General features: G+C 69.1%; 27 protein-coding genes. 11 read left to right on the top strand and 16 right to left on the bottom strand.

The genetic code is table 11. From position 1 onward, the window contains the following. The first annotated feature begins 2 nt into the window (after positions 1 to 2). On the top strand, positions 3 to 818 hold the full coding sequence (locus tag CLV49_RS05795; protein WP_127054486.1) for a hypothetical protein: 816 nt from the start codon (positions 3 to 5) through the stop codon (positions 816 to 818). A 70-nt stretch (positions 819 to 888) separates the two neighbouring features. Continuing rightward, complete coding sequence (locus CLV49_RS05790) at positions 889 to 1389, top strand: hypothetical protein (RefSeq protein ID WP_106562683.1); 501 nt, start codon at positions 889 to 891, stop codon at positions 1387 to 1389. A 126-nt stretch (positions 1390 to 1515) separates the two neighbouring features. Here CLV49_RS05790 and CLV49_RS05785 read toward each other — a convergent pair whose 3' ends face one another. The 4 genes from CLV49_RS05785 to CLV49_RS05770 all read right to left on the bottom strand — a co-directional run bounded on the left by CLV49_RS05785 (position 1516) and on the right by CLV49_RS05770 (position 2742). Next, positions 1516 to 1716 carry a hypothetical protein gene (locus CLV49_RS05785; protein WP_106562682.1) on the bottom strand — a complete coding sequence of 67 codons (201 nt, stop codon included), beginning with the start codon at positions 1714 to 1716 and terminating at the stop codon, positions 1516 to 1518. A 66-nt stretch (positions 1717 to 1782) separates the two neighbouring features. Further along, positions 1783 to 2172 (bottom strand): hypothetical protein, encoded by a 390-nt coding sequence (locus tag CLV49_RS05780; protein ID WP_146145354.1) that lies wholly within the window; start codon positions 2170 to 2172, stop codon positions 1783 to 1785. 67 nt (positions 2173 to 2239) lie between these two features. Further along, entirely contained in the window at positions 2240 to 2497 is a 258-nt protein-coding gene (locus CLV49_RS05775) for a type II toxin-antitoxin system RelE family toxin (RefSeq protein WP_106562680.1), read from the bottom strand. Further along, positions 2494 to 2742 (bottom strand): type II toxin-antitoxin system Phd/YefM family antitoxin, encoded by a 249-nt coding sequence (locus CLV49_RS05770; protein ID WP_106562679.1) that lies wholly within the window; start codon positions 2740 to 2742, stop codon positions 2494 to 2496. Before CLV49_RS05770 ends, CLV49_RS05775 begins: the two co-directional genes overlap by 4 nt. A gap of 257 nt (positions 2743 to 2999) precedes the next feature. Here CLV49_RS05770 and CLV49_RS05765 point away from each other — a divergent pair, with 257 nt between their 5' ends. Next, positions 3000 to 3866, top strand: coding sequence for a pentapeptide repeat-containing protein (locus tag CLV49_RS05765; RefSeq protein ID WP_106562678.1), 867 nt, complete (start codon positions 3000 to 3002; stop codon positions 3864 to 3866). 146 nt (positions 3867 to 4012) lie between these two features. Here the strand turns inward: CLV49_RS05765 and CLV49_RS18125 are convergent, their stop codons facing one another. Together CLV49_RS18125 and CLV49_RS05755 are read right to left on the bottom strand one after the other, a co-directional pair. Beyond that, positions 4013 to 4357, bottom strand: a complete 345-nt coding sequence (locus CLV49_RS18125; protein ID WP_127054484.1) for a hypothetical protein — start codon at positions 4355 to 4357, stop codon at positions 4013 to 4015. 200 nt (positions 4358 to 4557) lie between these two features. Then, positions 4558 to 4956 carry a hypothetical protein gene (locus CLV49_RS05755; RefSeq protein WP_127054482.1) on the bottom strand — a complete coding sequence of 133 codons (399 nt, stop codon included), beginning with the start codon at positions 4954 to 4956 and terminating at the stop codon, positions 4558 to 4560. Between the two features lie 81 nt (positions 4957 to 5037). On the opposite strand from CLV49_RS05755, the gene CLV49_RS05750 reads away from it, so the two are divergent. Next, positions 5038 to 5223 carry a hypothetical protein gene (locus CLV49_RS05750; RefSeq protein ID WP_106562675.1) on the top strand — a complete coding sequence of 62 codons (186 nt, stop codon included), beginning with the start codon at positions 5038 to 5040 and terminating at the stop codon, positions 5221 to 5223. A gap of 7 nt (positions 5224 to 5230) precedes the next feature. Here the strand turns inward: CLV49_RS05750 and CLV49_RS05745 are convergent, their stop codons facing one another. Both CLV49_RS05745 and CLV49_RS05740 read right to left on the bottom strand, forming a co-directional pair. Beyond that, on the bottom strand, positions 5231 to 6661 hold the full coding sequence (locus CLV49_RS05745; protein WP_106562674.1) for a zinc-binding metallopeptidase family protein: 1431 nt from the start codon (positions 6659 to 6661) through the stop codon (positions 5231 to 5233). A gap of 89 nt (positions 6662 to 6750) precedes the next feature. Beyond that, the gene (locus CLV49_RS05740; protein ID WP_106562673.1) at positions 6751 to 7974 is read right to left on the bottom strand and encodes a Fic family protein; all 1224 of its coding nucleotides are present in this window, start codon (positions 7972 to 7974) and stop codon (positions 6751 to 6753) included. A gap of 219 nt (positions 7975 to 8193) precedes the next feature. On the opposite strand from CLV49_RS05740, the gene CLV49_RS05730 reads away from it, so the two are divergent. Further along, positions 8194 to 10644 (top strand): ATP-binding cassette domain-containing protein, encoded by a 2451-nt coding sequence (locus tag CLV49_RS05730; protein ID WP_106562671.1) that lies wholly within the window; start codon positions 8194 to 8196, stop codon positions 10642 to 10644. 18 nt (positions 10645 to 10662) lie between these two features. Here CLV49_RS05730 and CLV49_RS05725 read toward each other — a convergent pair whose 3' ends face one another. From CLV49_RS05725 to CLV49_RS05695, 7 genes are all read right to left on the bottom strand, one after another. Beyond that, positions 10663 to 11592 (bottom strand): SMP-30/gluconolactonase/LRE family protein, encoded by a 930-nt coding sequence (locus tag CLV49_RS05725; RefSeq protein WP_106564915.1) that lies wholly within the window; start codon positions 11590 to 11592, stop codon positions 10663 to 10665. A 129-nt stretch (positions 11593 to 11721) separates the two neighbouring features. Beyond that, entirely contained in the window at positions 11722 to 12717 is a 996-nt protein-coding gene (locus CLV49_RS05720; RefSeq protein ID WP_106562670.1) for an ABC transporter permease, read from the bottom strand. Then, entirely contained in the window at positions 12714 to 13709 is a 996-nt protein-coding gene (locus tag CLV49_RS05715) for an ABC transporter permease (RefSeq protein WP_106562669.1), read from the bottom strand. The genes CLV49_RS05720 and CLV49_RS05715 overlap by 4 nt, the downstream gene beginning before the upstream one ends. Beyond that, positions 13706 to 15289, bottom strand: coding sequence for an ATP-binding cassette domain-containing protein (locus CLV49_RS05710; RefSeq protein WP_106562668.1), 1584 nt, complete (start codon positions 15287 to 15289; stop codon positions 13706 to 13708). Before CLV49_RS05710 ends, CLV49_RS05715 begins: the two co-directional genes overlap by 4 nt. A gap of 37 nt (positions 15290 to 15326) precedes the next feature. Next, complete coding sequence (locus CLV49_RS05705) at positions 15327 to 16463, bottom strand: substrate-binding domain-containing protein (protein ID WP_106562667.1); 1137 nt, start codon at positions 16461 to 16463, stop codon at positions 15327 to 15329. 169 nt (positions 16464 to 16632) lie between these two features. Next, positions 16633 to 17448 (bottom strand): SDR family NAD(P)-dependent oxidoreductase, encoded by an 816-nt coding sequence (locus tag CLV49_RS05700; RefSeq protein WP_127054480.1) that lies wholly within the window; start codon positions 17446 to 17448, stop codon positions 16633 to 16635. Further along, entirely contained in the window at positions 17445 to 17891 is a 447-nt protein-coding gene (locus CLV49_RS05695) for a GlcG/HbpS family heme-binding protein (RefSeq protein WP_106562665.1), read from the bottom strand. Before CLV49_RS05695 ends, CLV49_RS05700 begins: the two co-directional genes overlap by 4 nt. Before the next feature lie 164 nt (positions 17892 to 18055). On the opposite strand from CLV49_RS05695, the gene CLV49_RS05690 reads away from it, so the two are divergent. The 5 genes from CLV49_RS05690 to CLV49_RS05670 all read left to right on the top strand — a co-directional run bounded on the left by CLV49_RS05690 (position 18056) and on the right by CLV49_RS05670 (position 23206). Then, complete coding sequence (locus CLV49_RS05690; RefSeq protein ID WP_106562664.1) at positions 18056 to 19681, top strand: GMC family oxidoreductase; 1626 nt, start codon at positions 18056 to 18058, stop codon at positions 19679 to 19681. Continuing rightward, positions 19678 to 20088: a gluconate 2-dehydrogenase subunit 3 family protein gene (locus tag CLV49_RS05685; RefSeq protein ID WP_106562663.1), complete on the top strand. Its 411-nt coding sequence runs from the start codon at positions 19678 to 19680 to the stop codon at positions 20086 to 20088. The genes CLV49_RS05690 and CLV49_RS05685 overlap by 4 nt, the downstream gene beginning before the upstream one ends. A gap of 30 nt (positions 20089 to 20118) precedes the next feature. After that, a complete protein-coding gene (locus CLV49_RS05680) occupies positions 20119 to 20682 on the top strand; it encodes a gluconate 2-dehydrogenase subunit 3 family protein (protein WP_106562662.1) in 564 nt (187 codons plus the stop codon). Beyond that, a complete protein-coding gene (locus CLV49_RS05675) occupies positions 20679 to 22331 on the top strand; it encodes a GMC family oxidoreductase (protein ID WP_106562661.1) in 1653 nt (550 codons plus the stop codon). Before CLV49_RS05680 ends, CLV49_RS05675 begins: the two co-directional genes overlap by 4 nt. A gap of 170 nt (positions 22332 to 22501) precedes the next feature. Continuing rightward, positions 22502 to 23206: a GntR family transcriptional regulator gene (locus tag CLV49_RS05670; RefSeq protein WP_106562660.1), complete on the top strand. Its 705-nt coding sequence runs from the start codon at positions 22502 to 22504 to the stop codon at positions 23204 to 23206. A gap of 12 nt (positions 23207 to 23218) precedes the next feature. Here CLV49_RS05670 and CLV49_RS05665 read toward each other — a convergent pair whose 3' ends face one another. Then, the gene (locus tag CLV49_RS05665) at positions 23219 to 24232 is read right to left on the bottom strand and encodes a LacI family DNA-binding transcriptional regulator (protein ID WP_106562659.1); all 1014 of its coding nucleotides are present in this window, start codon (positions 24230 to 24232) and stop codon (positions 23219 to 23221) included. Positions 24233 to 24400: 168 nt separating this feature from the next. On the opposite strand from CLV49_RS05665, the gene CLV49_RS05660 reads away from it, so the two are divergent. Beyond that, entirely contained in the window at positions 24401 to 25654 is a 1254-nt protein-coding gene (locus tag CLV49_RS05660) for an ABC transporter substrate-binding protein (protein ID WP_106562658.1), read from the top strand. Position 25655: the final 1 nt, after the last annotated feature.

Genomic DNA, 25655 nt, shown 5'->3' with positions numbered 1-25655 from the left:
CAATGCCCATTCAATGGAGACTCTCACGGGGGATCGCGGCGATCGCTGCTTCGGCGCTCCTCACCGCGGTGCCGGCTGGCGCCGCGCATGCGACTCCCACCCCGGCTGCGTCGGCGCAGGCTGCCAGCGATGCCGGGTGTCTGGACGGCAGCGCTCAGCTACGAGACGACTACCGACAGGCCAACGGCTTGGACGATCAATCCACGGTCTACGTCGCGTGCACCGAGGGCACGCCGACGGTCTGGGCGCCGGACTCAGCCGGCCAGCCCGTCGGGCCGCACAGCGTCGAGCCCGCCGACGGGAGCGGTGACGCTGCCGCCCGCGATGTGGAAGGATTCGCCTGCACGATCACCGATGTGTGGGAAGTCGAATGCCAGTGGGGCACGACCTACCGCAAGTACACCGGTGACACTCTCGTCTGGGAGCGGCACATCAGTGCCTATGCCCTCATGAACCTTCAGCAGACATCGCACAAGGTGTACATGCGCTTCACGAACGACAGCGGCGTCTCGATGGACACCTCCGGGAACGTGATCCTCCAACGACAGCAGGGAATCACTCCGCCCACCTTCGAGAACTCGACCGATTTCGACTTCGGCCCCGGTACGCAGACCTCCGGTACCGAATGGGTCGATCGCACAACGACCGATGAGGGCAAGTACTCGGTGATCTTCAATCTGGAATGGGTCTACGACAACGCGGAGAACATGGCCATTCCGATCGTCGGCGATCCGACGTCGCCCCGGTTCCAGTGCTATGCCTCCTCTGCGCAGACAAACTGTGAGTACCCTAACGGCCAAGAGGCTGGCGTCTTCTGATCGCTATCAACCCGGGTGGGAGCGGCCGTGACGCGGCCCCCCACCCCGCCTCAACCAGGAGCTCTCCACCATGACGCTTGCCCCCGTCGACAATCTGCTCGACCACCTCCTCGACGCACGCAACTTTCCCGACCGCCCTGCTCGGTATCGCGTCCACGGTGTCTGGGAATCGCGATCGACCATCGTCCATTACGACATCACCGTCGACGACGACCTGGAGGAATGGACCGCGCGCGATCTCGCGACCCAGACGCTCTCGACCTACCGCGGTGGGGTTGTGACCACCGGTGCGGATCAGAGCCCGTCGCAGTCCTACCGCGCCCGGGTCACCAATCCGGCGTTGCAACTCCTGTTCCCCGAGCATCTGCCCGTCTGGGGTCGCGGCTCCCGCGACACAGATGCGCCCATCGAGACGGAACGCCTGGACGACTCGCACACCCTCGTCGTGCTGCGCTCCACACAGGACCCCGCGTTGCGCAAGACGCTCGTGATCGACGACCGGACCGGGTTCGTCGTGCGCTTCTACGACGCACTGACGGTCACGGTGCTCCAGGATCTCACCGTGGTCTGACGGCTCGTGCGCCTGGTGGTGAGGGCCGCGGACCTGCCCTGATACCGGCGGGGTATCAGATCGTGCTGGCGGCTGCGAGGAGCATCCCTCTACCTGTCGCGAACGGCTCCTCGGATCGTGTGCGCCTCAAGGCCGCGGATCGCCTGGCCCCCTGTGCCCCGCGTCGCGGCCGAGTTCGCGTTGCTCGGCGGCGTGCTTCCGCAGCGCGGAAAGGACGGCACCGCGGATGATCAGCCACAGGATCAGGCACGAGACGATGAACGCGAGCAGCGAACCCGTGACCCAGACGATCAGGAGGGACTGGGCGGGGGTGAGGTCACCGAACATGGTCTCACCGTAGTCGTGGAGTGTGGACGGATCGTGGCCTGCGGCGGCAGACGGATCGGGCGGACGTCAGTAGCCGCGAGACCAGTACGACACATAGACCAGGAGCTGTCCGTCCCTGGAGGTCATCGAGCCACGACAAATGCTGCGCGGATCGATCACGTTTCCCGGCGAGCACTTCTCCGTGGACAGTTCCATGCGAGCTGCGAGTTCGTCGGGGGACTCTCCGTCAGGCGGCACCACCGTCGCTTCCTGCCAGCACCCGCCGGATGCACAGATCTTCTCCGACCCGATCACGTCGGCTCCAGTTGGGATGGCGGGAAGGGCGGTCGTCGGGGGAATGGCTGACTCATCGAGTGAGATGTAGGCGAGATTGGCAAGCCACGCGGCCATAGCCAGCCCTCCTGCGCCCAGGAGAACGGCGACCAGCAGCCTCCGCTTTGTCTTTTGTCTCGTCACGCGTGTCCCTTCGCCGCCCTCGAGCCGATGCCGGGTCGTGCCGGAAGCGCCGACGGGGGAGGGTGGCTCACCGCTCGTAGACATCGCGCCGGTGCCCCAGCGTCACAACAACGACGAGGAGGATGTCGTCCTGAATCGTGTACACGATCCGGTAGTTGCCGACTCGAACTCGGAAGCCGGGGCGCCCCTGGAGGGCCTTCGCTCCGGGCGGTCGCGGGTCCTCGCCCAGTAGCGCGATGGCGCCACGGATTCGGCCCCGATCCTGATGGTCGATCTGTTTCAGCGCGCGGATCGCCGCTGGACGCAGCTCGATGCGGTACGTCACGCCCAGCCCAGGTCGGCCTTGACCTCGGCCCACGGAACGTCGGGTCCCTCCTCGGCCATCGCCTCGTCGAACGCGGCCACGTCCTCGGCGTCTTCGAGCGCTTCCATCATCCGCTCGTACTGCTCCGGACTGATGACGACCGCTGCGCGCTGACCGCGGCGCTCGATGAACACGGCCTCGTCCTTGGAGCGGGAGATGACATCGGAGAGGTGCTTGCGGGCATCCGCGACACTGACGATCGACATAGGTCAAGTGTACATCTAACGAGCTCACATGTACACGAGAGTCGAAGGAGGCTCCTGCGGTGGCTCGATGAGAACGGGCTCCAGTGGGGTATCAGATCGCGCTGGCGGCTCCGAGGAGCGAGATAACCGGGGTCGTACTGGAACGTCGTTGAGGTGAGCCGTACGACCGCGATCCCACGAAGCGATGCGTGGGGTCACTTCCATCGCAGAAGACTGTTCCGGCCGACACGGGCCTCGACAGCACTACCGTTGAACGGGTGAGCGGACGGACGCGGGTGGAGCTGGGGCGCCGGGAGGATCTCGGCGCCGATTGCGCGAACTGCTTCGGGCTGTGCTGCGTCGCGCTGGCGTTCGCGAAGTCCGCCGACTTCCCGTTCGACAAGCCGGCGGGGGAGCCGTGCGAGAACCTCGACGGCGCCGACGGGTGCCGCATCCACCCGCACCTGCGCGATCGCGGGTTCAAGGGCTGCACGGTGTTCGACTGCTTCGGCGCCGGTCAGAAGGTGTCGCGGCGCACGTTCGATGGGCGTTCGTGGCGGGACGACCCGCAGACGCGCGCGGCGATGTTCTCCACGTTCCCGATCGTGCGGAGGCTCCACGAACTCCTCTGGTACCTCGACGAGGCGATCACGCTCGTCGAGCAGACCCGGGACGCGGGGCCGTGGTCCGCCGCCTTCGAACGCGTCCGGGAGCTCAGTGACGGCAGCGCCGACGAGCTCGCGGCCCTCGACGTCGACGCGGAGTACGACGCGGCACGCGCTCTGCTGGTCGAGGCCAGCGAGATCGCCCGCGCCGGTATCGCGCAGCCGACGCGCGAGCGCGGACACCGTGCGCCGGGCCCGAGGAGTGACCTGATGGGCGCCCGGATGGCCGGTGCCGACCTGCGCGGGGTGACCCTGCGCGGGAGCATCGCGATCGCGGCCGATCTCAGCGGCGCACAGATGGACCGCTGCGACGTGCTCGGCGTCGACATGCGTGACGCGGATCTCAGCGGCACCGACCTCGCGGGCGCCATCTATCTCACGCAGATGCAGGTCAACAGCGCCCGCGGCGACGCGCGAACGCTGCTCCCGCCCGGCTTCGAGCGTCCCTCGCACTGGGCCGGGAGTCCGGTCGCGGGCTGACGGCGTCGGGTCGCGCGCCGTTCTCCCGGGTCGATGAAGCCCGGACGGCAGGCAAACGCGCAGACGGGCCACCCGGGGTGATGGCCGGAACAGGCGGCCTTCACATCAGCGGGTCCCGGGCGCGGGCCGCGGGTTCGTCGCTTCGTCTAGGCGGTTCGATGGGGTGCACGCCAGCGCGAGATGGTGTCGACGGCGTCGATCTCGAAAGCTCGTTTGAGCTCGGCCTCGGTCGTCGCCGTCAGCCGGGTCTCCGTCGCGACGAAATCGCCGGCGATATTGCAGGCTGCACTCGCCGAGACAGCATGACCACGTTGCCGGGCGTCGAGGGTCAGGGCCCAGAGAGACTCGTGCCGGCTCGCCGCGGCGTGAAGGACCTGAGCAAGCGTGCGTAGATAGAAGTCGATTTCGACAGCCACGTTGTCGAGACGCTCGTCCCCTACCCGTGCGCGGATGGCGGCGGTCTCGAAGCTGCCGCGGCGGCCGGAGCGCACGACCCCGGTCTCCGTGCGACCGGGGGCGCACGCCGCCCGCGAGCGAGCGGAACGATCGAGAGTCCGAATGGACACCCGTGCATGGAAGCCGGGTCCCCGATCCCGGATCAGGAGGTCGCTCACCTCGCCGACGATGGCGTAGGTCTCGAGGGAGACAAGAGACGGCTGGGGGAGTTCGAGGACGAACGTCTCCACGTGAGTCACGCGATCCTCGCCGTGCGTTCCTGTCGTCCCGCGGACAGGTTCTCCACGACAGAGCCCGATGCCGCGATGACCGCCATCGCCGTCGCTGTCGCCATCACCGTGTTCGCCTCCAGTCCGGCGAGCGCGACCGAGACGACTGCCGCCGACGCCGCGGCCGCGAAACCGGAGGACGCGATCCAGCCGAGGGCGGGCGCAATGCGGCCGCCCCAGTGGAACATCGCGCGCATCAGGACCCACAGGACGAGTCCGACCGCGGCCCCGATGGTCCCACCGATCGGAGCGCCGTACAGCATCAGTCCCCACGAGGCCGGGGGTGACGATGCCGCAACGGCTCCGCAGAGGATTCCGGCGCACGCCCCGACGAGCGCTGCGGCCACCGGGCGTGCCCATCGCATCCTGTGCGTCGCGCGGATCTCCATGCTTCAGTGTCCCACCCGGTCCGTCTGGCGGAAGATGGTCGAGTGAGAGATCAGCCCATGGACCGTACGACGCGCACGCTGTTCCTGATCGGCTCCGTCCTCGCCATCGTGGGCATGGGGGCGCAGCTCATCGCCCTCCTCGCGGAGATCCGGTGGCTACTCCTGCCCGCGACCGTGCTCTGGATCAGTGGGGGCGTCGTTGTTCTGGTGGCGAGCGGTCGCTACATCGCCGGTCGTCGGTGACGCGCGGCTAGCCCCGGCGGCGGAGAAGGAACCAGCCGATGCGGGCGAGGGCGCGGAGTTTCGCGAGCTTGCTCGGGAGGCGCACCGTTCCGAACGTCGCTCGGTCGGCGCTCCCCGCGAGGTGCTGCTGGAGGGCGCGGAAGCTCTCGACCTGGCGGGCGAGGGCGTCGATGTCGACGATGTCGGCCGTGGTCTCCGCGAGGAGATATTCGGGGCCGGTCACGAGGGCGACAGTGGGGATCCGGTGCTCGAAGAGGGGTTCGCCCTCGCCGAAGTGGATGACGGCGCCGGGCCGGATCGGGGTCGCCGCGTGCGGGTCGGCGCCGCGCCAGGCGGTGCGGGTGAGCTGCGCCAGTTCGGCGGTCGTCGCGTAGATCAGTTCGGGTTCGAGCGCGCCGTCGGCCTCGTACGCACCCGTCGTGGGGTCGACTCGCAGGTGCTTCGCACCGAGGTGCTCGATCACCAGCCCGGCCACGGCGGAAAGCCCGCCGGTGGTGCCCGACCAGAGCTCGGGGTGGGCCTCGAGCCACGCGTTCGTGGCCTGGCCGTGCGATGTGACGGCGGGGATCCGCAGGTGCCCGGCGGTGAACACGAACACGATCGACCGGTCGTGAGGTGCCTGCGCCGCAGCCCGCGCGAGGGCGAGGAGCCCGATGCGGCCGTTCTCCTCCACGGCGTTGCCGCCGTCGCTGTGCGTGACGACGAGCACCGACTCCGTCGCCCGTGGTCCGGTGCCCGGCGAGACGGCCCAGAGCGTGTCCATCGAGGCGTGCGGATCACGCGCCGCATGGAGTGTGAGCGTCGCCGTGTCGCCACGACGTGCGGCGGCGAGCACGTCGTCCCGCTCGCTCTCGGGAACCCACACCGCGGGGAGTCCCTGGTAGCCGCGCGTGAACGGAAGGTACTGGCCGCGCGCGGCCGCATCCGACAGCCCGCGCCACACGGCGATCACGCCGAGCGCCCCGGCCGCCTTCGCTCGGGAGAGGTCGGTGCCCGCCAGCTCGGAGCCGACGACGGGGTTGGTCACGTCCTCGAAGGGCACCCCGCCGCCCCACGACTCGACGAGGAGCGATGCGGGAACGGGGAAGTTCTCCACCTCGATCACGGCGATCTTTCCTGCTGCCGCCCTCCAGTTCTTCCGCAGACCGGAGAGGAGCACGAGCGGCGCTGTCACCCCGTCGGCCGGGGTCTCGCCCGAGTACGGCCAGGCGGAGGAGATGGGAACGGGGCGGTCGCCGATGCGCAGGCCCAGCGATTCCGGATCGACCTCCCAGCGCTCGAAGCGATGCGCGTCGCGGTGCACGTCGAACCCGAGCGCTGTGAGATCGGCGGCCACGTCCTCGATGAGCGCCCGATGCGCGTCCGAACCGGAGGGGCGCGGGCCGAGATCGATGAGGCGACGGACCTGTTCCGCGAAGAGGGAGTGCTCGTCGATCATGGTCACGCCTTCCACATGTCTGAGGTTCGCCTCGCCCGAATCGAATCGTAAACGACGGCAGCACTCCCTATTCGTCTCGTACGACTCGCCTACGCCGGACTGCGACGTCGTCCGGCGCGCGCCGCGAAATCGTCGAGGGCCGCGAGGATGTGCTCGGCCAGCCAGATGCGATTCCGTCGCTTCGAGTTCGCGGGCCGAAGGACACCACGCTCCACGAGCGTGTCGAGAGCACGGAGCGCGGTGACAGGAGCGACGGACAGCTCGCGGACCACCAGGTCGTAGTTCAGAACCGGATGCGCGATGGCCAGCACTGCCACGCGACGAGCGGCGGCATCGGCACGAATTCCGAGCAACTTCTCGTCCCATCCGGCCTCCGCGTCACGAACATCGCGCACGAGCAGGCGTCCATTGACCACGGCGTAGTCGGCGGCGCGAGCGAACGCGGCGATGATCGGGCGGATGTCGCCGCGGCGGTAAGCGGTCAGCGCGTCGTAATAGCCGTCGACGTCGTGGAGGAGGCCGGCGGAGACCGGGACGGTGATGTTGGACGTCACCTCGCTGCGGCGGAGCAGCGCCTGGACGATCGCCCGGCCCGTGCGTCCGTTGCCGTCCGCGAACGGATGGATCGTCTCGAACTGGGCATGGGCTATCGAGGCGTGCACGAGCGGAGGGATGTCGGATCGACCGATGAAGTCGACGAAGTCGCCCATCGCGGCGGAAAGGCGGTCGTGGTGCGGAGGAACGAAGTCCGCGAGGTGGGGGCTGAGCGACCCGCCACCGATCCACACCTGCTCCTCACGCCACCCGCCCGTGAGCTCGGGAGCGACGGCGCCGAGAAGGGCGTCCTGCATCGAGATGATGCTCGACTCGTCGATGGTGTCGGCGAGCGCGAGCGCCGCTTCCATCGAGCGGACGTTGCGGACGATCTGAGCCGCGTTCCCGGTCTCACGCTCACCGAGCTCAGCCTCGGCGATCGCTCGCGCCCCACTGGTCAGGTGCTCGATCTCCGAGGACGATGCCGACTCGCTGCGGAGAAGTATCGACGCGAACGGAAGTCCTGACGGCCCTGTCTCGGCGTCGAATCGAGCGAGCTGCGTCGTTGCTTCGTCCACGTCCGCGGCGAGGTCACGGGGGACGTCGAAGGTGAGGCCCGCGATCGGGGGAGCTACTGCGGACGAATACGGCAGCCTGATGCGCTCGCGTTGCGATCGTGTGAGATCCTGCGGATTGAGCCGCGATGTCCAGGCGTGCTCCTCGTGCTGGATCGCTGGCCAGCCGGTTCCGTGAGGAGGGTCTCCCGCGGTCGATTTCACCTCGACGCTCGCTTTCTCCGTGCGAACAGGCTTGTACGCTATTTACACTTAGGAGTGTAAGTGTAAATAAGGCTATGCGAAACCATGGGTTTCGTCCTGTCTGCGGGGGGGGGGGGGGGGGGGGGGGGGGGGGGGGGGGGGGGGGGGGGGGGGGGGGGGGGGCGAGCGGGGCCGTCGGGCCCATGGCAACCACCCGGCCCCGGGGCTAGGCTCGGTCGAATGGCTTCGTCCGGAACACCCGCGCCCTCCCTCACCTCGTCCGAGCCTCTCGACTCCGCGACCCGCGACGGCTTCATCCGCGTGCGTGGGGCGAACGAGAACAACCTGCAGAACGTCGACGTGGATGTGCCGCGCGACAGCATCGTCGCGTTCACGGGGGTCTCCGGTTCGGGAAAGACGTCGCTCGCGTTCGGCACGATCTTCGCCGAGGCGCAGCGCCGGTTCCTCGAATCCGTCGCTCCCTACGCGCGGCGGCTCATCGCGCAGGGGAACACCCCGCACGTCGACTCGATCACGGGACTCCCGCCGGCTGTCGCGCTGCAGCAGCGGCGCGGCGCTCCGAGCTCCCGCTCCACCGTCGGCACGCTCACGACCCTCTCCAACTCCGTGCGGATGATGTACTCGCGCGCCGGCACGTATCCGGAGGGCGCCGAGCGGCTCGAGTCCGACTCCTTCTCTCCCAACACCGTCGCGGGAGCGTGCCCCCGCTGCCACGGCCTCGGCATCGCGCACGAGGTCACGGAGGCCACCGCGGTCCACGACGACTCGCTGAGCATCCGCGACGGCGCCATCACCGCGTGGCCCGGCGCGTGGCAGGGCAAGAACCTCCGCGACGTCACCGCGGTCCTCGGCTACGACATCGACCGTCCGTGGCGCGACCTCTCCCGCGAGGACCGCGACTGGCTCCTCTTCACCGAGGAGCAGCCCGTCGTGGAGGTGACGCCGCAGCGCGACCGCGTCGCGAAGCCGTACAAGGGCCGGTTCTGGAGCGCACGCCAGTTCGTGATGCACACCCTCGCGGACTCGCAGAGCGAGAGCCAGCGGACGAAGGTGCTGCAGTTCGTCGAGTCCGGTCCGTGCTCCCTGTGCGGCGGCAGCGGGCTCACGCGCGCGGCGCTCGCCGTGACCGTGGCCGGTCGCACGATCGCGGAGCTCAACCGTCTTCCGCTCACGGACCTCGCCGACGCGTTGCGCCCCATCGCCACGGCGGAGCACGCGACGGCGGCCACGTCGCGCGCCTCGTCGGGCGAGGGATCGGAGGTCGCCGTCGCGATCTCGCGCGACCTGCTCTCCCGCGTCGAGGTGCTCACGGGACTGGGGCTCGGCTATCTGAGCCTCGACCGGTCGACGCCCACGCTCTCGCCGGGCGAGATGCAGCGCCTGCGCATCGCGACGCAGCTGCGGAGCGGGCTCTTCGGCGTGGTCTACGTCCTCGATGAGCCGAGCGCCGGGCTCCACCCGGCCGACGCGGAGCCGCTCATCGAGGTGCTCGAGGGTCTGCGCGCGAGCGGCAACAGCGTGTTCGTCGTCGAGCACAACATGGACATCGTCCGACACGCGGACTGGATCGTCGACGTGGGGCCGAGCGCCGGCGCGGGCGGAGGCGACGTGCTCTACAGCGGGCCGGTCGCGGGCCTCGCGGACGTCGATGCGTCGGTGACGCGTCGATTCCTCGAGCCGACGGGCGACGCCGAGGAGTCGCGCGAACCGAGGACGCCCGCGGCGACGCTCGAGCTGCGCGACGTGTCGCTCCACAACCTCCGAGACCTCGACGTGGACGTGCCGCTCGGTGTCCTCACCGCGGTCACGGGAGTGTCCGGCTCGGGCAAGTCGACGCTCGTGGGGAAGGTGCTCGCGGAGCGGGCCACCGAGCACCCGCTCGTCACCCGTGTGGTGCAGGTGGACCAGAAGGCGATCGGCCGCACGCCGCGCTCGAACCTCGCCACCTATACGGGCCTCTTCGACGCCGTCCGACAGGTGTTCGCGGCCACGGACGAGGCGCGAGCGCGCGGCTGGACGGCCGGTCGGTTCTCCTTCAACGTCGTCGGCGGGCGCTGCGAGGTGTGCCAGGGAGAGGGCTCCGTGTCGGTGGAGCTCCTGTTTCTCCCCGGCAGCTGGGCGCCGTGTCCCGAGTGCCACGGTTCCCGCTACAACCCCGAGACGCTCGAGGTGACGTGGAACGACGCATCGATCGCTGACGTGCTCGCGATGACGGTGGACGAGGCCGCCGGCTTCCTCGCCGAGGTGCCCGCCGCGTCGCGAGGCCTGGAGACGCTCCGCCAGGTGGGGCTCGGGTACCTGCGGCTCGGGCAGCCGGCGCCGCAGCTGTCCGGCGGCGAAGCCCAGCGCATCAAGCTCGCCACGGAACTGCAGCGCGCTCGTACCGGGCACACCCTGTACCTGCTCGACGAGCCGACGTCGGGACTGCACCCGTCCGACGTGGAGCTGCTCGTGACGCAGCTGCAGCGCCTCGTCGACGCGGAGAACACCGTCGTGCTCGTGGAGCACTCGATGAGCGTCGTCGCGGCCGCCGACCACGTGATCGACATGGGGCCGGCCGGCGGAGACGAGGGCGGCCGCGTGGTCGCCGCGGGCGCCCCGAGCGAGGTCGCCGCCGCCGCGGGCAGCCGCACGGCGCCCTATCTGCGGCGGAGCCTTCCCTCGCACTGAACCGATCGAGCGGCGTCCTCAGGGTCGCTGGATACCGGTGACGTTGAGGAAGACGGCGTAGAGCGACGTGGTCGCCGTGATGTAGAGACGGTTCCGGTCGGGTCCGCCGAACGCGACGTTGGCGGCCGCCTCGGGCACGCGGATCTTCCCGAGGAGTGTCCCGTCGGGGTGCACGCAGTGGACGCCGTCACCCGCGCCGATCCAGAGCCGTCCGGCGTCGTCGACGCGGAGACCGTCGGGGATCCCCGGCATGACCTCCACGAGGACCTCCCCGCCGGAGAGGGTGTTGTCCGCTCCGACGTCGAAGACGCGGACGTGACGCGGTCCCGTCGGATCCGGGAGGTATCCGGAATCGACGATGTAGAGCCTCGACTCGTCGGGCGAGAAGGCCAGGCCGTTCGGCTTGACGAAGTCGTCGGCCACGAGCACGGGGTCGCCGCCGTCGGCGTCGAGGCGGTAGACGCCGTCGACCTCGACCTCGCGCGGGCGCGGGGTCCCGACGAAGCTCGTCTCGCGGCCGTAGGACGGGTCGGTGAACCAGATCGTCCCGTCGGACCTCACGACCACGTCGTTGGGTGCGTTCAGCCGCTTCCCTCCCACCGAATCGGCGAGCACGGCGACCGAGCCGTCCGGCTCCGTCCGGGTCACGCGACCCGCTCCCTGCTCGCACGTGATGAGTCGCCCCTGACGGTCTCGCGTGTTGCCGTTCGCGTTGTTCGAGGCGCCGCGGAACAGCGTGACTTCGCCGGACTCCTCGTCGTAGCGCAGGATCCGTTCGTTCGGGATGTCGCTGAAGAGCAACGCGTGGTGGTCGGCGAAGTAGACGGGACCCTCGGCCCAGCGCAGCCCTCCGTGGAGCCGTTCGAGTTGCGCCACGAGGTCGATGCACTCGCCGAAGCGCGGGTCGAGGATCTCGTAGATCGGCTCGCCCGTCGGCAGGGAACTCATCGAATCGGACTGAGCTTTCGCCCCGGACGGGACGGAGGAGAAGTACCCCATCGATGACCTCCAGTGGTCGTGATGCCGGAATCCGGATTCAGTCCTTTCGGCACCGCGGGCGGCGGTGCCGAAAGGACGCTAGCGACGCGCGATCGGGTTACGGGACAGCGCGAGAACGAGGACGATGAGCGCGCCCTGGATGATGAACTGCCATCCCCCGCTGAGGCGGGTGATGTTGGCGAGCGTCGTGAGCAGGGTGAGGAGCACCGCGCCGGCCCAGAGGCCCGACACGATCCCGCGACCTCCGGCGATGAGCGATCCGCCGAGGACCACGACGGCGATCGACGCGAGCTGGTAGCTCGTCCCCAGTCCGAGTGAGGGACCGCCGCTGTACGCCGCGAGGAGCACGCCGGCGAGGCCGGCCATGGCTCCCGAGATCACGTAGGCCGACGCGCGTATGAGGGCCGGTCGCGTGCCCGCGTAGCTCGCCGCCACCGGGCGCTGCCCCACGGCCTCGATGCGGCGCCCGTAGCTCGTGCGCTTGAGGATGAGCGCGAAGGCGACGGCGATGGCGATCCCGACGACCCCGAAGATCGGGATCGGGCCGATCTGTGCCGTCGTGAACTGCGACAGCGCAGGGCTCGCGACACCCACGACGCTGCCCGAGTACACGAGGGTGATCGTCTGCAGCGCGAAACCGACAGCGAGCGTGCCGACGAGCGGCGGCATCCCGATCAACTCGATGAGGACGGCGCTGCAGACCCCGGCGGCCGCGCCGGCACCTACGGCGATGAGGATGCCGGCGGCGATGTTCACGTCCTGCCCGGCCATGATCTGGCACGCGAGGAAAGCGCTGAGCGTCATGACGTACGACACGGAGAGGTCGATGCCGCCGTTGCCCACGGTGATCACGAAGAGCTGGCCGATGCCGACGATGACGAGGAACGTCGCGATGATGATGCCCGCGCTGATGGTCTCGACGAGACCGCGCCCCGCGATCGCTCCGATCGCCAGCCAGATCGCGAGCATCCCGATGAACGCGGGGACGGCCGGGTGCCGCAGCACGCTCATCGCGGTGGCGCGGGGTGCCGGCTTGTCCGCCGACACGGTCGGTGTGGGATCGAGAGTGGTCACAGTGTCCTCCGAGCCTTCCGGATCCAGTGGGCGACGGCCCGAAGCACGAGCACGAGAACGAGGACGAGGCCCTGTGCGGCGGCCTGGAAGCTCGATTGCACTCCGATGAACTGCAGGAGGGAGCCGAGTAGGCCGACGACGAGGCCACCCGCGACGGCGCCGACCACGGAGACCTCGCCTCCCCTGAACGTCCCGCCGCCGACGATGACGCCCGCGATGCTGAGGAGCACGTAGCTCTGCGCGATGTAGGGATCGCCTCCACCGGTCTGTCCGCTCAGGTAGAGGCCGGACAGGAGGCCGAAGATCGCGGCGAGGACGTAGAGTCCGACCTTCGCGCGGATGACGGACCACCCGGCGCGGCGGACGCCCTCGGGGTTCGAGCCCGAGCCGCGGAGGACCGCGCCGTACTTGCTGCGGTGCAGAAACACGGCGACGATCGCGGTCACGAGGGTGAGGACGATGATGACGCCGGGGACGACGGGCGTGTTGAAGCGGACGAATCCGACGATGCCCTCCGACACCGTCCCTCCGGGGGTCGGCAGGATGAGGATGGCGACGCCGAGCCAGACGAACGACATTCCGAGTGTCACGACGATCGACGGCAGTCCGCGGACGGCGATGAGGACGCCCATCGCCGCGTAGGCGAGGACCATGCCGACGAGGAAGAGGATGCCTCCCGCCGCATTCGCGGGGAGGACGACGGCGATCACCACGTTCGCGAGGCCGATGAACGAGCCGATGCCGAGGTCGATGTCGCCGGCCGCGATCACGAACATCTGCGCGAGGACGGCGAACACGAGGGGGATGAGAGGCGCGAGCACGAGGGTCAGACCCGTGGGTGAGGCGACGAGCGGCCGCAGCGCGATCATGAGCCCGAAGATGATGAGCGCAGCGAGGCTCGGGAGCAGCCAGGGGCCGATCGCGCTCGTGAGGGGCGGACGTGCTGCACGGCCCGTCGTGCCGGGCGCCTCGGGAAGCGTTGTCGTGCTCATCGGAGCGCTCCGTCCATGTCGATCGGTTCGCCGTCGCGACCGCCGAAGGACAGTGCGATGACGGTGTCCTCGGTCGCCTCGGCGCCGGTGATGGTCGCGACGATCGTCCCGACCCGGAAGACGAAGACGCGGTCGCAGTTGCGGAGCTCCTCGTTCTCGGTCGAGTACCAGACGATCGTCTGGCCCTCGTCGGCCTGCTGACGGAGGAGGTCGTAGACCTCGCTCTTCGTGGCCTGGTCGACGCCGCGCGTGGGGTCCTCGAGGAGCAGCAGGTCGGAACCCACGGCCATGGCACGCGCCATGAGGGCCTTCTGCTGCGTGCCTCCGCTGAGGCTCGTGATGGGGTCGGTCGGGCTCCCCTTGATGCCGAGGCGTCCGTACCACTCCCGCGCGAGGTCGCGCTCGGCGCGCGCTCGGATGAGTCCGCCCGACGTCAGCCGTCCGAGGGAGGAGAAGCTGATGTTCGTCTCCACGCTCCAGAGCGGGAGGATGCCGCGCACGCCACGGTCCCCGCTCACGTACGCGGCGTCTCCCGTCACGGAGATCGCGTGGTGGGGGGTACGACGAGTGTGACCGGCGGCCGGGCGGCGTCCGGAGGAGCGCCGCCCGGCCGCGCGGTAGACGGCGTCGAGCGCCACGAGCTGGCCGTGACCCTCGAGGCCTGCGAAGCCGATGATCTCGCCCTGTCGGATCTCGAAGACCTCTGTGCCCCCGTCGGTGGACTCCTGCTCCAGACGGACCACGACGGAACCGTCCGTCACCGGGGCGGCCTCCGTCGTGGTCACGAGGTCGCCGCCGGCGGTCGCGGCAGCCGGTCGCGGCTCCTCGTGCGAGGCGAGACCCATCGCGGCGACGATCGAGTCCTTCGTCGCCGTGGCGGCGGGCTGCTCGCCGAGCACGCGACCGTCGCGCATCACGTAGATGCGGGACAGGTGGTCGATCATCTCCTGCAGTCGGTGGGTCGTGATGATCACGGACACGCCCTCGGCCGCCTTCCGCTGCAGGTAGTCGTAGAACCCTGCGGTGGAGGAGGCGTCGAGCGAGGAGGTGGGCTCGTCGAGGATGACGAGCCGGGGAGGGACCGAACTGTCGATCATGGTGCTCGCGCACTCGATCATCTGTCGGCGAGCGATGGAGAGCTCGTGGATGCGGGCGTCCGGGCGGATGCCGTGCCCCGGGAACATCTCGTCGAGCACGCCGCGCAGGTTCCGCCACGCGGCCGACCGCCAGCGGATCCCTCGGGCGGAGTGGTCGAAGATCGCCGCCGTCTCGTCCACCCGGAGGCTCGCGCACAGCGAGAGCTCCTGGTACACGGTGCGCACCCCGAGCTTCTCGGGGTGCGCGACCGCATCCGTCGCCGGACGGACGATGCCGTCGATCGTCACCGTCCCACTGTCCGCGCCGATGGTGCCGTTGACGATCTTGAGGATCGTGCTCTTACCGGCGCCGTTGTGGCCCGCGATCCCGATGAGTTCGCCCCGACCGACCGTGAACGACGCGTCGTCCACGGCCAGGGTCGAGCCGAATCTCTTCGAGACGCCCTGGACGATCAGGGTGTCGGGTGATGGTGCTTCGGGCATTGTCCGTCCTTCTCCGCTGGCGTTCGCTGTCCGGGGCTCACTCGCTCGGGGGCAGCGGCTCCTCCTGGAGGACCGGGTCGCCGTCGATGGCGGCCTTCACGTAGTCCTGTGCCTGCTCGAGGGTCGTCGGGTTCTCGGCGATCTCGGTGTACTCGAGGGCGTCGGCCCAGGCGTCCCTGTTCTCCTCCGGGATGATGAGGAGCGGGGCGTAGACCGTCTTGTCGGGCAGCGACGACGCGTCGTTCTGGTCGTTGATGAGCATCCACGACAGCCACAGGGCGGTCGAGGAGATGCTCGGCTGCGACGAGATCGACATGGTCTTGTAGTCGGGGTTCTCCTGTGCGACCTTGACCCAGCCCTCGAGCCCCTGGCCCGAGTTGCCCTGGATCACGAGCGGGACGGGGGACGTGCCGGCCTGCAGGAAGGCGTCGAGCGTTCCGCCGCCGTCGTTGCCCTGCGTGAGGACGCCGTCGATCTTCGGCAGCGACGGCAGGATCTTCGCGACCTCCTGCTGGGCGGTCGACTCGGTGAACTCTCCGTAGACCTCTCCGACGATCTTCATGTCGGGGTAGTCCTTCAGCACTTCGGTCGCGCCGTTGTAGATGTCCTCGTCGACGGTGATGCCGGCGATGCCGCGCACGAAGAGGATGTTCCCCTTCCCTCCGAGCTGGTCCGCCATGAACTGCGCCTCGGCGCGTCCGTAGGCCTCGTAGTCGAAGGCGACCTTGTATGCGCACTCGGCCGTGGCAAGGGAGTCGAAGACGACGACGGTCACGCCGGCGTCGCACGCCTCCTGGATCGCACCGTTGAGGGCCGTGGGGGAGGCTGCGTCGATGATGATCGCGTCGTAGCCCTCGAGGACGAGGGACTGGATCTGCTGAGCCTGCTGGGGAGCGGAGCCGTCCGAGTTCACGACCTTGAACTCACTCACCTGGTCGGGGTTCGCCTTGGCCGTGGCCTCGAAGCTCGCCTCCATCTGCTTGCGCCAGATGTTGCCGTTGAAGTAGTTGCTGAGAGCGATCTTGATCGGCTTGTCGCCGCCACCGGCGTCACCGCCACCGGAACCGCCGTCTGTCCCGCCGGCTGCACAACCGGAGAGGACGGCCGCCGAAGCGACGATCAGCGCGCCGGCGGCGAACCGACGGCGCATGCCCGGGCGAAAGGGATTCATCATGTTTCGTTTCTCCTCGTTGAGAACGGTCTGAGCGGCAGGGCGTGGCCGTGGCCGCGTCAGGGAATCGGGTCTTGGATTGTAGGATCGTCGTACAACCGCGACCTCAAGGTAACCCCGACCGACGACGCGGCGCAACTACTTTTCCGAGTGCGTCGCCATCGACGTGGCGTCAGGACGCTCCGCCGTCCACCACGAGTGCGTGGCCGGTCACGAACGACGACGCGTCGGTGGCGAGGTAGAGGAACGCCTCGGCGATCTCGGCGGAACGACCCTGGCGCTGCAGGGGGACCCCGGCCCGCACGGCGTCGTCCTGGGCGGCGCGCCCACCCATGTGGGAGACGATCGGGTCGTTGAAGGGCGTGTCCACCCAGCCAGGAGCCACGCAGTTGACGCGGATGCCCTGGGGGCCGAGCTCGGCCGCCAGTGTGCGGGTGAAGGCGATGATGGCGCCCTTCGAGGCCGAGTATCCGGCCAAGCCGGCCGGCGCCTTGAATCCGCCGACGGACGCCATGTTGACGATGGCCGGGGAGACGCCGCCGTCGAGGAGGTATGGGACTCCGTATCGAGCAGACAGGAAGCACGACCGGGCGTTCACCGCCATGTGGAGATCCCAGTCCGACTCGGTCATCTCGGTGATGGGGGATGACCTCTGCACGCCCGCGTTGTTGGCGAGGACGTCGATACCGCCCATCTCGTCCGCTGCCGCTCGCAGCAGATTCTGCATGGAGTCGCCGTCGGAGACGTCCGTCCGCACGAAGAGGGCGCGCCCGCCGGCAGCGGTGATGCGCTCGGCCGTTGCGGCGGCGCGCTCGTCGATGTCGCCGATGACGACGGAGGCGCCCTCCGACGCGAAGAGCTCTGCCGCTGCCGCGCCGATGTTCGCCGCGGCGCCGGTGATGACGACGCGGCGGCCCTGTGCCCGCCCGCCCGTCTGTGCCCGGCCTTCCGTCTGGGCCCGCCCGCCCGTCTGGTCCCGCCCGCTCATCGCTGCCACCCCGCGAAGAGCTCGACGGCGGCCGTCGCGATCGCGACGTCCTCCTCGATCGAGCCGCCGCTCGCGCCGACGGCGCCAGCGACCTCCCCGTCGACGATGAGGGGGTACCCGCCCGCGAACGTGATGAGGCCGCGGGTCGAGCCGTGGGCGAGTCCGGCGAAGGGGCCGGTGGGCGACGTGGCCGCGGCCAGGTCCCCGGACGGCTGGCGCAGGGAGGCCGCGGTGTAGGCCTTGGCCGTGGCGACCTCGCCCGTGAGGAGCGGTGCCCCGTCCTGGCGACCGAAGGCCACGACCTCGCGAGTCGCGTCGAGGATGGAGACGCTCGCCGGGACCCCGATCTCCTCCGCGCGGCGCAGTGCCGCATCGAGGAGTTCGCGCGCTTCCGCGTAGCTCAGGGCTCTGACCATCCGGGCGGCTGGTGGAGTGTTCGTCATCGTCGACGTCCTTTCTCGCGGTCGGCGTCGACTTCCGGAACGAGAACGGCGACGTTGACCTGTGACTTCAGTTCGTCATACGATCGTACAGAAATCGGGACACGCGAAGCGAGAGTTTCGTGCGCCATTCCCGGATTTCATCGTCGAACGAAGGTGTTCAACAGATGGAGCTCTCCTCCTCCCATGACCGGGCCGACGTCGTCATCGTCGGCGCCGGACCGGCCGGTGCCGTCGCGGCTCGACGATTCGTCGAGGACGGGTTCAGCGTGGTCTGCATCGAGCAGGGCGACTGGCCCGACTACTCCCGATCGCACGTGGCCGACGAGTACCTCGAGCTCAGCGCCGGCAAGGAGTGGAACCCGCAGCCCACGGTGCGCCGGTCGTTCAGCGACTATCCGATCGACACGTCCCGATCGGACGTCGAGCCCTTGATCTGGAACGGTGTCGGCGGCAGCGCCGTGATGTACGCCGGGATCTGGATGCGGCTCATGCCGTCGGACTTCCGCGTCCGCAGCCTCGACGGTGTCGCTGACGACTGGCCTCTCAGCTACGAGGACCTCGCCCCCTTCTACGAGCGCATCGAGCGAGACTTCGGCGTCTCCGGGTACCCCGGCGACCCCGCGTTCCCCGACATCGACTCGTACCCCATGAAGGCGGCGCCCATCGGTCCGCACGGGCGCATGATGGCCGAGGCGCACAATCGGCTCGGGTGGCACTGGTGGCCGGGGAGCAATGCGATCGCCACGGAGGACTACCGCAACCAGGGCGCCTGCGTGCAGCGCGGCGCCTGTATGTGGGGCTGCATCAACAAGGCGAAGGCCTCCCCGGACGTCACGCACTGGCCGGACCTCCTCACGCAGGGCGTCCGTCTCATCACGCGGGCGGTGGCCCAGGAGATCGAGACGGACGCGGCCGGGCGTGCCACGGCTGTCGTCTACACGGGCGATGACGGCGTCACGCGTCGCCAGGAGGCCGACGTGGTCGTGGTCGCCGCCAACGGTCTCGGAACCCCGAGACTCCTGCAGCTGTCGACGAGCACACGCTTCCCGAACGGTCTCGCGAACGGCTCCGGTCTCGTCGGCAAGCGGCTCATGATGCACCCCTTCGCCACGGTCGTCGGCGTCTTCGACGACAAGCTCGACCCGTGGAAAGGCGTATGGGGCCAGCCGGTCTACTCGCTCGAGTTCTACGAGACGGTCAAGGAGCGCGGTTTCGTCCGCGGCGCGAAGTGGAACGTCACACCCACAGGGGGCCCGCAGGCCATGACGGCCGCCTTCCCCTGGGGAGGGTCGGAGATCTGGGGCGAGGGGTTCCACGACACCGTGCGCGACCGGCTCGGGCACTCGCTCGCCTGGGGCATCGTCGCGGAGGACCTCCCCGAGGAGCACAACCGCGTCGAGCTCGACCACTCGACTCGCGATCGCGCCGGTCTGCCCGGCGTGCGGATGACCTACAGGACCTCGCAGAACACGAAGGACCTCCTCGCCTTCAACGTGGAGCGGGCGTCCGAGTCCCTCCGCGAAGCCGGCGCGAAGGAGACGATCGTTGCGCCGATGATCCGCGAGACCGGCTGGCACATACTCGGGACCGCCACGATGGGCGAGGATGCGGCATCCTCGGTCGTGGACCAGTGGGGTCGCGCGCATGAGGTGCCGAACCTCATCATCGTCGACGGGAGCACGTGGCCGACGTCGTCGGGCATGAACCCCACGCCGACGATCGCGGCGTTCTCGTTGCGCGCGATCGAACACGCCGTCACGGAGCGGCGCTCGCAGGCGGTGTCGTCGTGACCGCTGCGGAGCTCACCGCCGCGGAGCGCTCGAAGCTCGCGGCCGTCGCAGACCTCCTGATCCCACGCGCCTCCGGCATGCCGAGCGCGTCGGAGGCTCTGGTCCACGAGGAATTCATCGACCGCGTGTTCTCGGTCCGACCCGACCTCGCCGACGGCGTGCGGAGCGGGCTCGCGGACATCGCCGATCCCCTGCCCGCCTCCTTCCCGGAGCTGCAGGCGCGCGCTCTTCCCCGGGTGCGCGCGCTCGCCGAGGCCGTCACGGCCGCGTACTTCCTCAATCCGCAGGTGGCGCAGCTCGTCGGCTATCGCAAACGCTCGGTCATCCCGATCCGTTTCGACGAGGACCTCGACGCACTCGTCTCCTCCGTCAACGCGCGCGGCCCGATCTACCGGCCGACGCCCTGACCTCCCTCCCCTGAATAGAAAGGACACCGCGTGGCTTTCGATCACCGCGACGGCGCATCCGGCCCGAACCCGTACGCCCCGCAGATGGGGCGCACCTTCGCGCCGCTCGACCTCTCCGGCCCCTTGACCGTCCTCGACCCCGCCCGCGCGACGACGCTCACGGCCTGGGTCGCGCGTCTCATCCCGGGCAACGCCGACTGGCCGTCGGCCGCCGATCTCGACACGGTCAACTACATCGACGAGATCGTCCGGCAGGCCCCGACGCTCCGCCCCGTCCTGATCGGCGGTATCGATGCGGTGGACTCCACCGCCCGGTCCCGCGACGGACGACCCTTCGTCGACCTCGACGCCGACCGACAGACGGCGATTCTGCGCGACATCGAGGCCACGGGTGCACCTGCCGCCTTCTCGATGGTGCTCGAGCTCTGCTACGAGGCGTACTACCGCGCGCCTCGGGTGCAGCGAATCGTCGCGCAGCGCACCGGTTTCGAGGTGCGCAACACCGTGGACGGCAAACCCATGAAACCCTTCCCCGTCGAGCGCCTCGCGACCGTGCGCACCCGACCAGATCACTTCCGGAGTGTGAACGCATGACCGATACGACCGCGAGCACGGGCCCCGGATCGACGCCGGACGACGGACGCGACACCGACGACGGCCGCGACACCGCCGACGTCCTCGTCATCGGGGCGGGCGCGGCCGGCGCGGCCGTGGTGTGGAGTCTCGCGCGCCGCGGCCTCGACGTCGTGTGCCTCGAGCAGGGCGACTGGGTGCCGCAGGATCAGATCCCGAAGAACCACGCCGACTGGGAGGTGCGGGGTCGCCACTACTGGAACCCCAGCCCGGGCAAGCGCCGGGGTCCAGCCGACTACCCCGTCACGAACCTCGGGGAGAACCCGGTGGACGTGTACATGTATTCGGCCGTCGGCGGGAGCGCGATCGGGTACGGAGCGCACTTCTGGCGCTTCGAGCCGTCCGACTTCAAGGCGAGGACGCTCGACGGCTTCGGCGTCGACTGGCCGATCGACTACGAGGACCTCGTCCCGTACTACGAGCTGAACGAGAAGATGATGGGCATGTCGGGGTCCGGAGGCGACCCCGTCCAGCCCGGCCGGCCCGAGGTGCCGCTCCCTCCGATCCCGATCGGGCGACAGGGCGAACGGTGGATCGACGGCTTCGACAAGCTGGGCTGGTACTGGTGGACGCAGAGCCAGGCCCTCCTCTCCGAGGACTACAAGGGTCGACCGGCGTGCGTCAATCGCGGTTTCTGCGCTTTCGGGTGCCCGAGCGGGGCTCTCGCGCTCCCGTCGAACACGTACTGGCCGGAGGCCCTCGAGGCCGGCGCCCGGCTCCGCACCAACGCGCGCGTGCGGGAAGTCACGGTGGACGACGACGGCAACGCGACCGGTGCCATCTACTACGACGCGGACGGACGCCTCCGCGAGGTGCGGGCGACGACCGTGGTGATCTCGGGCAACGGCGTCGGGACGCCACGGCTGCTCCTCATGTCGAAGTCCGCTCGGTTCCCGAACGGACTCGCCAACAGCAGCGGACAGGTCGGCCGGAACTTCATGCCGCACGTGCAGACGATGGTCATCGGTCATTTCCTGGAACCGACCGACGCCGACCACGGCGCGTGGGGAGGGACGGTCTCGTCGCGGCACTTCTACGAGACGGACCCCGAGAACGACTACGTCCGCGGATTCACGATGGTCGCCATGCGAGGGTACTCGCCCCTCAACACGGCGCTCGCGACGGCGCCATGGGGCGACGGGCACCACGAGGCCCTCGAGCATCACGTGAACCACGAGGCGACGATCTGGGTCTGCGGCGACGACGAGCCGGAGGAGCACAACCGCGTGGAACTGGACGAGGTGAACCTCGACGACTTCGGCCTCCCGGGCGTGACGACGTACTACACGCTGAGCGAGAACTCGAAGCGCCTCGGGGAGGACGGCGTGCGGAAAGCCACCGAGCTGGCCCGCGCGGCGGGGGCCGACTCGGTCCGTACGACGGGCTTCGACTCGATCCTCGGCTGGCACCTGCTCGGTACGGCACGGATGGGCGACGACCCCACGAACTCCGTCGTGGACGCGAACAACCGGGCCCACGACGTGCCGAACCTCTACATCGTCGACGGTTCGAGCTTCTCCACCGGCGGCGCCGTGAACCCGACCCATACGATCCAGGCCCTCGCTCTCCGTGCGGCTGACAAGATCTGGGAGGCGTTCGATGCACGCTGAGGAGGGGGACTGCGGCGTCGAGGTGGCAGGATGGACGTGGGTCTCCGGTTCGGGGGAGCGGTCCGGGGCTAGAAAACCGCGACCGGTCGGGACGGTCCCGTCGCATGTCTCTCGCTGAGGGGGAGACGGCGACCGCCCGGGTCGTGCCGCCGATGCCAGAGAGGACTGTGATGGCGAGCAACTCGCTGTCTGACGCGTGGGCCTCCGAGCCCATCGGGAGAGTGGCTGCGCCGCTGCGCGAGCAGGTGACGGATTCCATCCGGCAGGCGATCATGGACTTCGATCTCCAGCCGGGTCAGCGACTCGTCGAGCGCGAACTCATGGAGCGCCTCGGTGTCTCGCGGACGACCATCCGCGAGGCCATCCGCGAACTCGCAGCCGAAGGTCTCGTGACGGTCGTGCCGCAGAAGGGTGCCGTCGTGACGGCACCGTCGCTCGAGGACGCGATCGATCTCTACGAGGTGCGGGCGTCGCTCGAATCGCTCATCGTCCAGCGCTTCGTCGAGCGCGCCACCGACGAGCAGGTCGAGCGTCTTGCCGGTGCCGTCGACTACCTCGAATCCGTCACGACGGCGACGTCGGAGATCCGCGAGGTCCTCCGGGCGAAGGACCGCTTCTACACGGTCCTCCTCGAGGGCGCTCGGAGCGCCGCTCTCCAGCAGATGCTCGACAGCATCAGGGCGCGGGTCCAGGTGCTGCGCGCGACCTCGCTGTCGGAGGCCGGACGGCCGCTCGAAGTCGTCAGGGAACTCCGTTTCATCGTGGAGGCCGTCTCCCGCCGCGACGTCACCCAGGCCTCGGCTCTCTGCGCGATGCACATCCGCGCCGCGTCCGTCACGGCCCTCGCCCACCTCCGCGCGGAGCAGCGCGCCTGACGGGCCCTGCCGCTAGAGGCGCGGGGTCGAGCTCGCCCGGGTCTTGAGGGTGTGCTGCAGCGTGACGTCGCGCGTCGGCAGATCGCGGGAGTCGTAGCGTTCCGCCAGGAGCCGCACCGCCTCCTCGGCCATACCGCCGACGTCCCAGGCGATCGTCGTGAGGGGAGGGGCCGTAAATTCCGCTTCGTCGATGTCGTCGAACGCGGCCACCCCGATCTGGTCGGGCACGCGGATGCCGAGGGCGTACAGGCCGCTGAGGACCCCGGCGGCGACGGCGGTGTTGAAGCAGAGCACGGCGTCGGGTCGCGGCTCCATCGCGGCCAGGATGTGCGCGGCCCCCGCCCCGGCCGCGCGACTGTAGTCCGGGACGTCGATGACGAGGTCGTCCTCGAACGGGATTCCGTTGCGTGAGAGCGCGAGTCGGAAACCCTCGTCGCGGAACTGGCTCGCCTGGAGATGCGCGTCCGATCGGATGCCGACGGTGGCGATGCGCCGGTGCCCCGTGTCGATGAGATGCTGCGTGATCTCGTCGGCGGCCGAGACGTTGTCGGCCACGACGCGGTCGGCGACGAGTTCGAGGCCACGTTCGCCGAAGAGCACGATGGGGGTGTCCCTGGCGCGGTCCTCGACGTCGTCGTCGGTCAGGGACTCGGGGTGCAGGATGATGCCGTCGACGAGGTAGGGCATCGTGCTCACGACAGTGTCCTCCGATGCCTTCCGACCGCCCGTCTCCTCGATCAGGACGGTCCAGTGGTGCCGTTTCGCCGCCTCGATCACCCGCCCTGCGAGCTCGGCGAAGTGCGGGTTCGACAGGCTGGGGACGGCGAGGGCGATGAAGCCCGTGCGCCCCCGCCCCATGCTTCGGGCTGACAGATTGGGTCGGTAGCCGAGGTCGGAGATCGCAGACTCGACCTTCTGCCGGGTCGTCGCCGAGATATACGGGTATCCGTTCAGGAGGTTGGAGACCGTCTTCTCCGACACGCCTGCGCGAGCGGCGACGTCGGCGAGGCGTGGACGTACGTGCATGGTTTCTCCTTCGTCCCGACAATCTATTGGCAATCTACAGCGCTGCAGGATCCGCGTTCCACCAAATCTACAGCGCTGAAGATTTTTCTTTACCGTCGATCTACAGCGCTGTAGAGTCGGGCCAATCGCTCCGACGACGGGGCTCCCGATGCTGACAAGGAAGTCACAATGAGGAAAAGACTGGTGCTCGGCACCGCGGCGATCATCGCCCTCACTCTCTCCGGTTGTACGGGCGGTGCCCCACAGACGGACTCGGACCCGGATTCCATCCGCTACCTCATCGGCCAGCCCGAGGACACCGCGGATCTCGACCTCGTCAAGGAGGACCTCAAGGCCTTCGAGGAGGAGACCGGGATCTCCGTGAAGCTCGACGTCGTGCCGTCCGAGAACATGCGGACCGTCCTCCAGACGCAGCTGCGCTCCGGCGAGGGTCCCGACGTGTTCGGCTACGACACGGGTCCCGGTTTCGCCGGCGCGCTCGAGAAGGCCGGGCTCCTCTACGACCTCACCGACGCGTACGCCGAGAACGACTGGCCCATCTACGACTTCGCCCAGGAGCGCGTCACCTTCGGCGGGAAGCTCGTGGGCATCCCGAACGACATCGAGAGCGTCGGACTCTTCTACAACAAGACCATGTTCGACGATCTCGGAATCGAGCAGCCGCAGACGCTCGACGACCTCACGGCCGCAGCCGAGACCATCCGCGACAACGACGTCATCCCCTTCGCCGTGAGCGACAAGGAGGGCTGGCAGGGTGGCCACCTCCTGAGCATGGTTCTCTCGAGCGAGCTCGGCGGAGACGCCATCGAGGAGCTCATCGCTGGCGACGCCTCGTGGGATTCGCCGGAGGTCGTCGACGCGCTCTCGGTGCTCGCCGACTACAACGCCGACGAGTTCTTCACCCCCTCCGCGACCGCCGTCACGTACGACAATGCCAACGCGCTGTTCTACTCCGGCAAGGCCGCGATCAATCCGACGGGCAGCTGGCTCGCGCAGGACATCGAGCGGAACGTCGACTTCGAGGTGGGATACATGCCCTTCCCGGCCTCCGACTCGCCCGGCATCTTCAGCGGCGGACTCGGCTCGGGTCTCTTCATCTCGAAGTCCACGTCGAAGGCCGACGCGGCCGTGCAGTTCTTGAACTGGAACGTCACGGAGGAGCACGGCAAGTGGCAGGTCGAGAACCAGCAGAGCATCCCGGCGTTCCCCGTCGACACGACGGACATCGAGGCGTCGCCGCTCTTCACGCAGATCCTCGCGGACGCGGCGAAGATCGCCGACGGAACGGGCGACTTCGGCTACAACGTCGACGTCCTCATGTCCGACACCTTCAACGAGGCGATGTGGGACGGCGTCCAGGCCCTGCTCACCGGCCAGAAGAAGCCGGACCAGGTGGCGGCCGACCTCGAGAAGAACTACTGAT

It is taken from the genome of Labedella gwakjiensis, from assembly GCF_003014675.1.
Taxonomy (GTDB): Bacteria; Actinomycetota; Actinomycetes; order Actinomycetales; family Microbacteriaceae; genus Labedella; species Labedella gwakjiensis.
The sequence above is the reverse complement of the archived record's forward strand: the minus strand, read 5'-3'. Positions and strand labels throughout refer to the sequence as shown.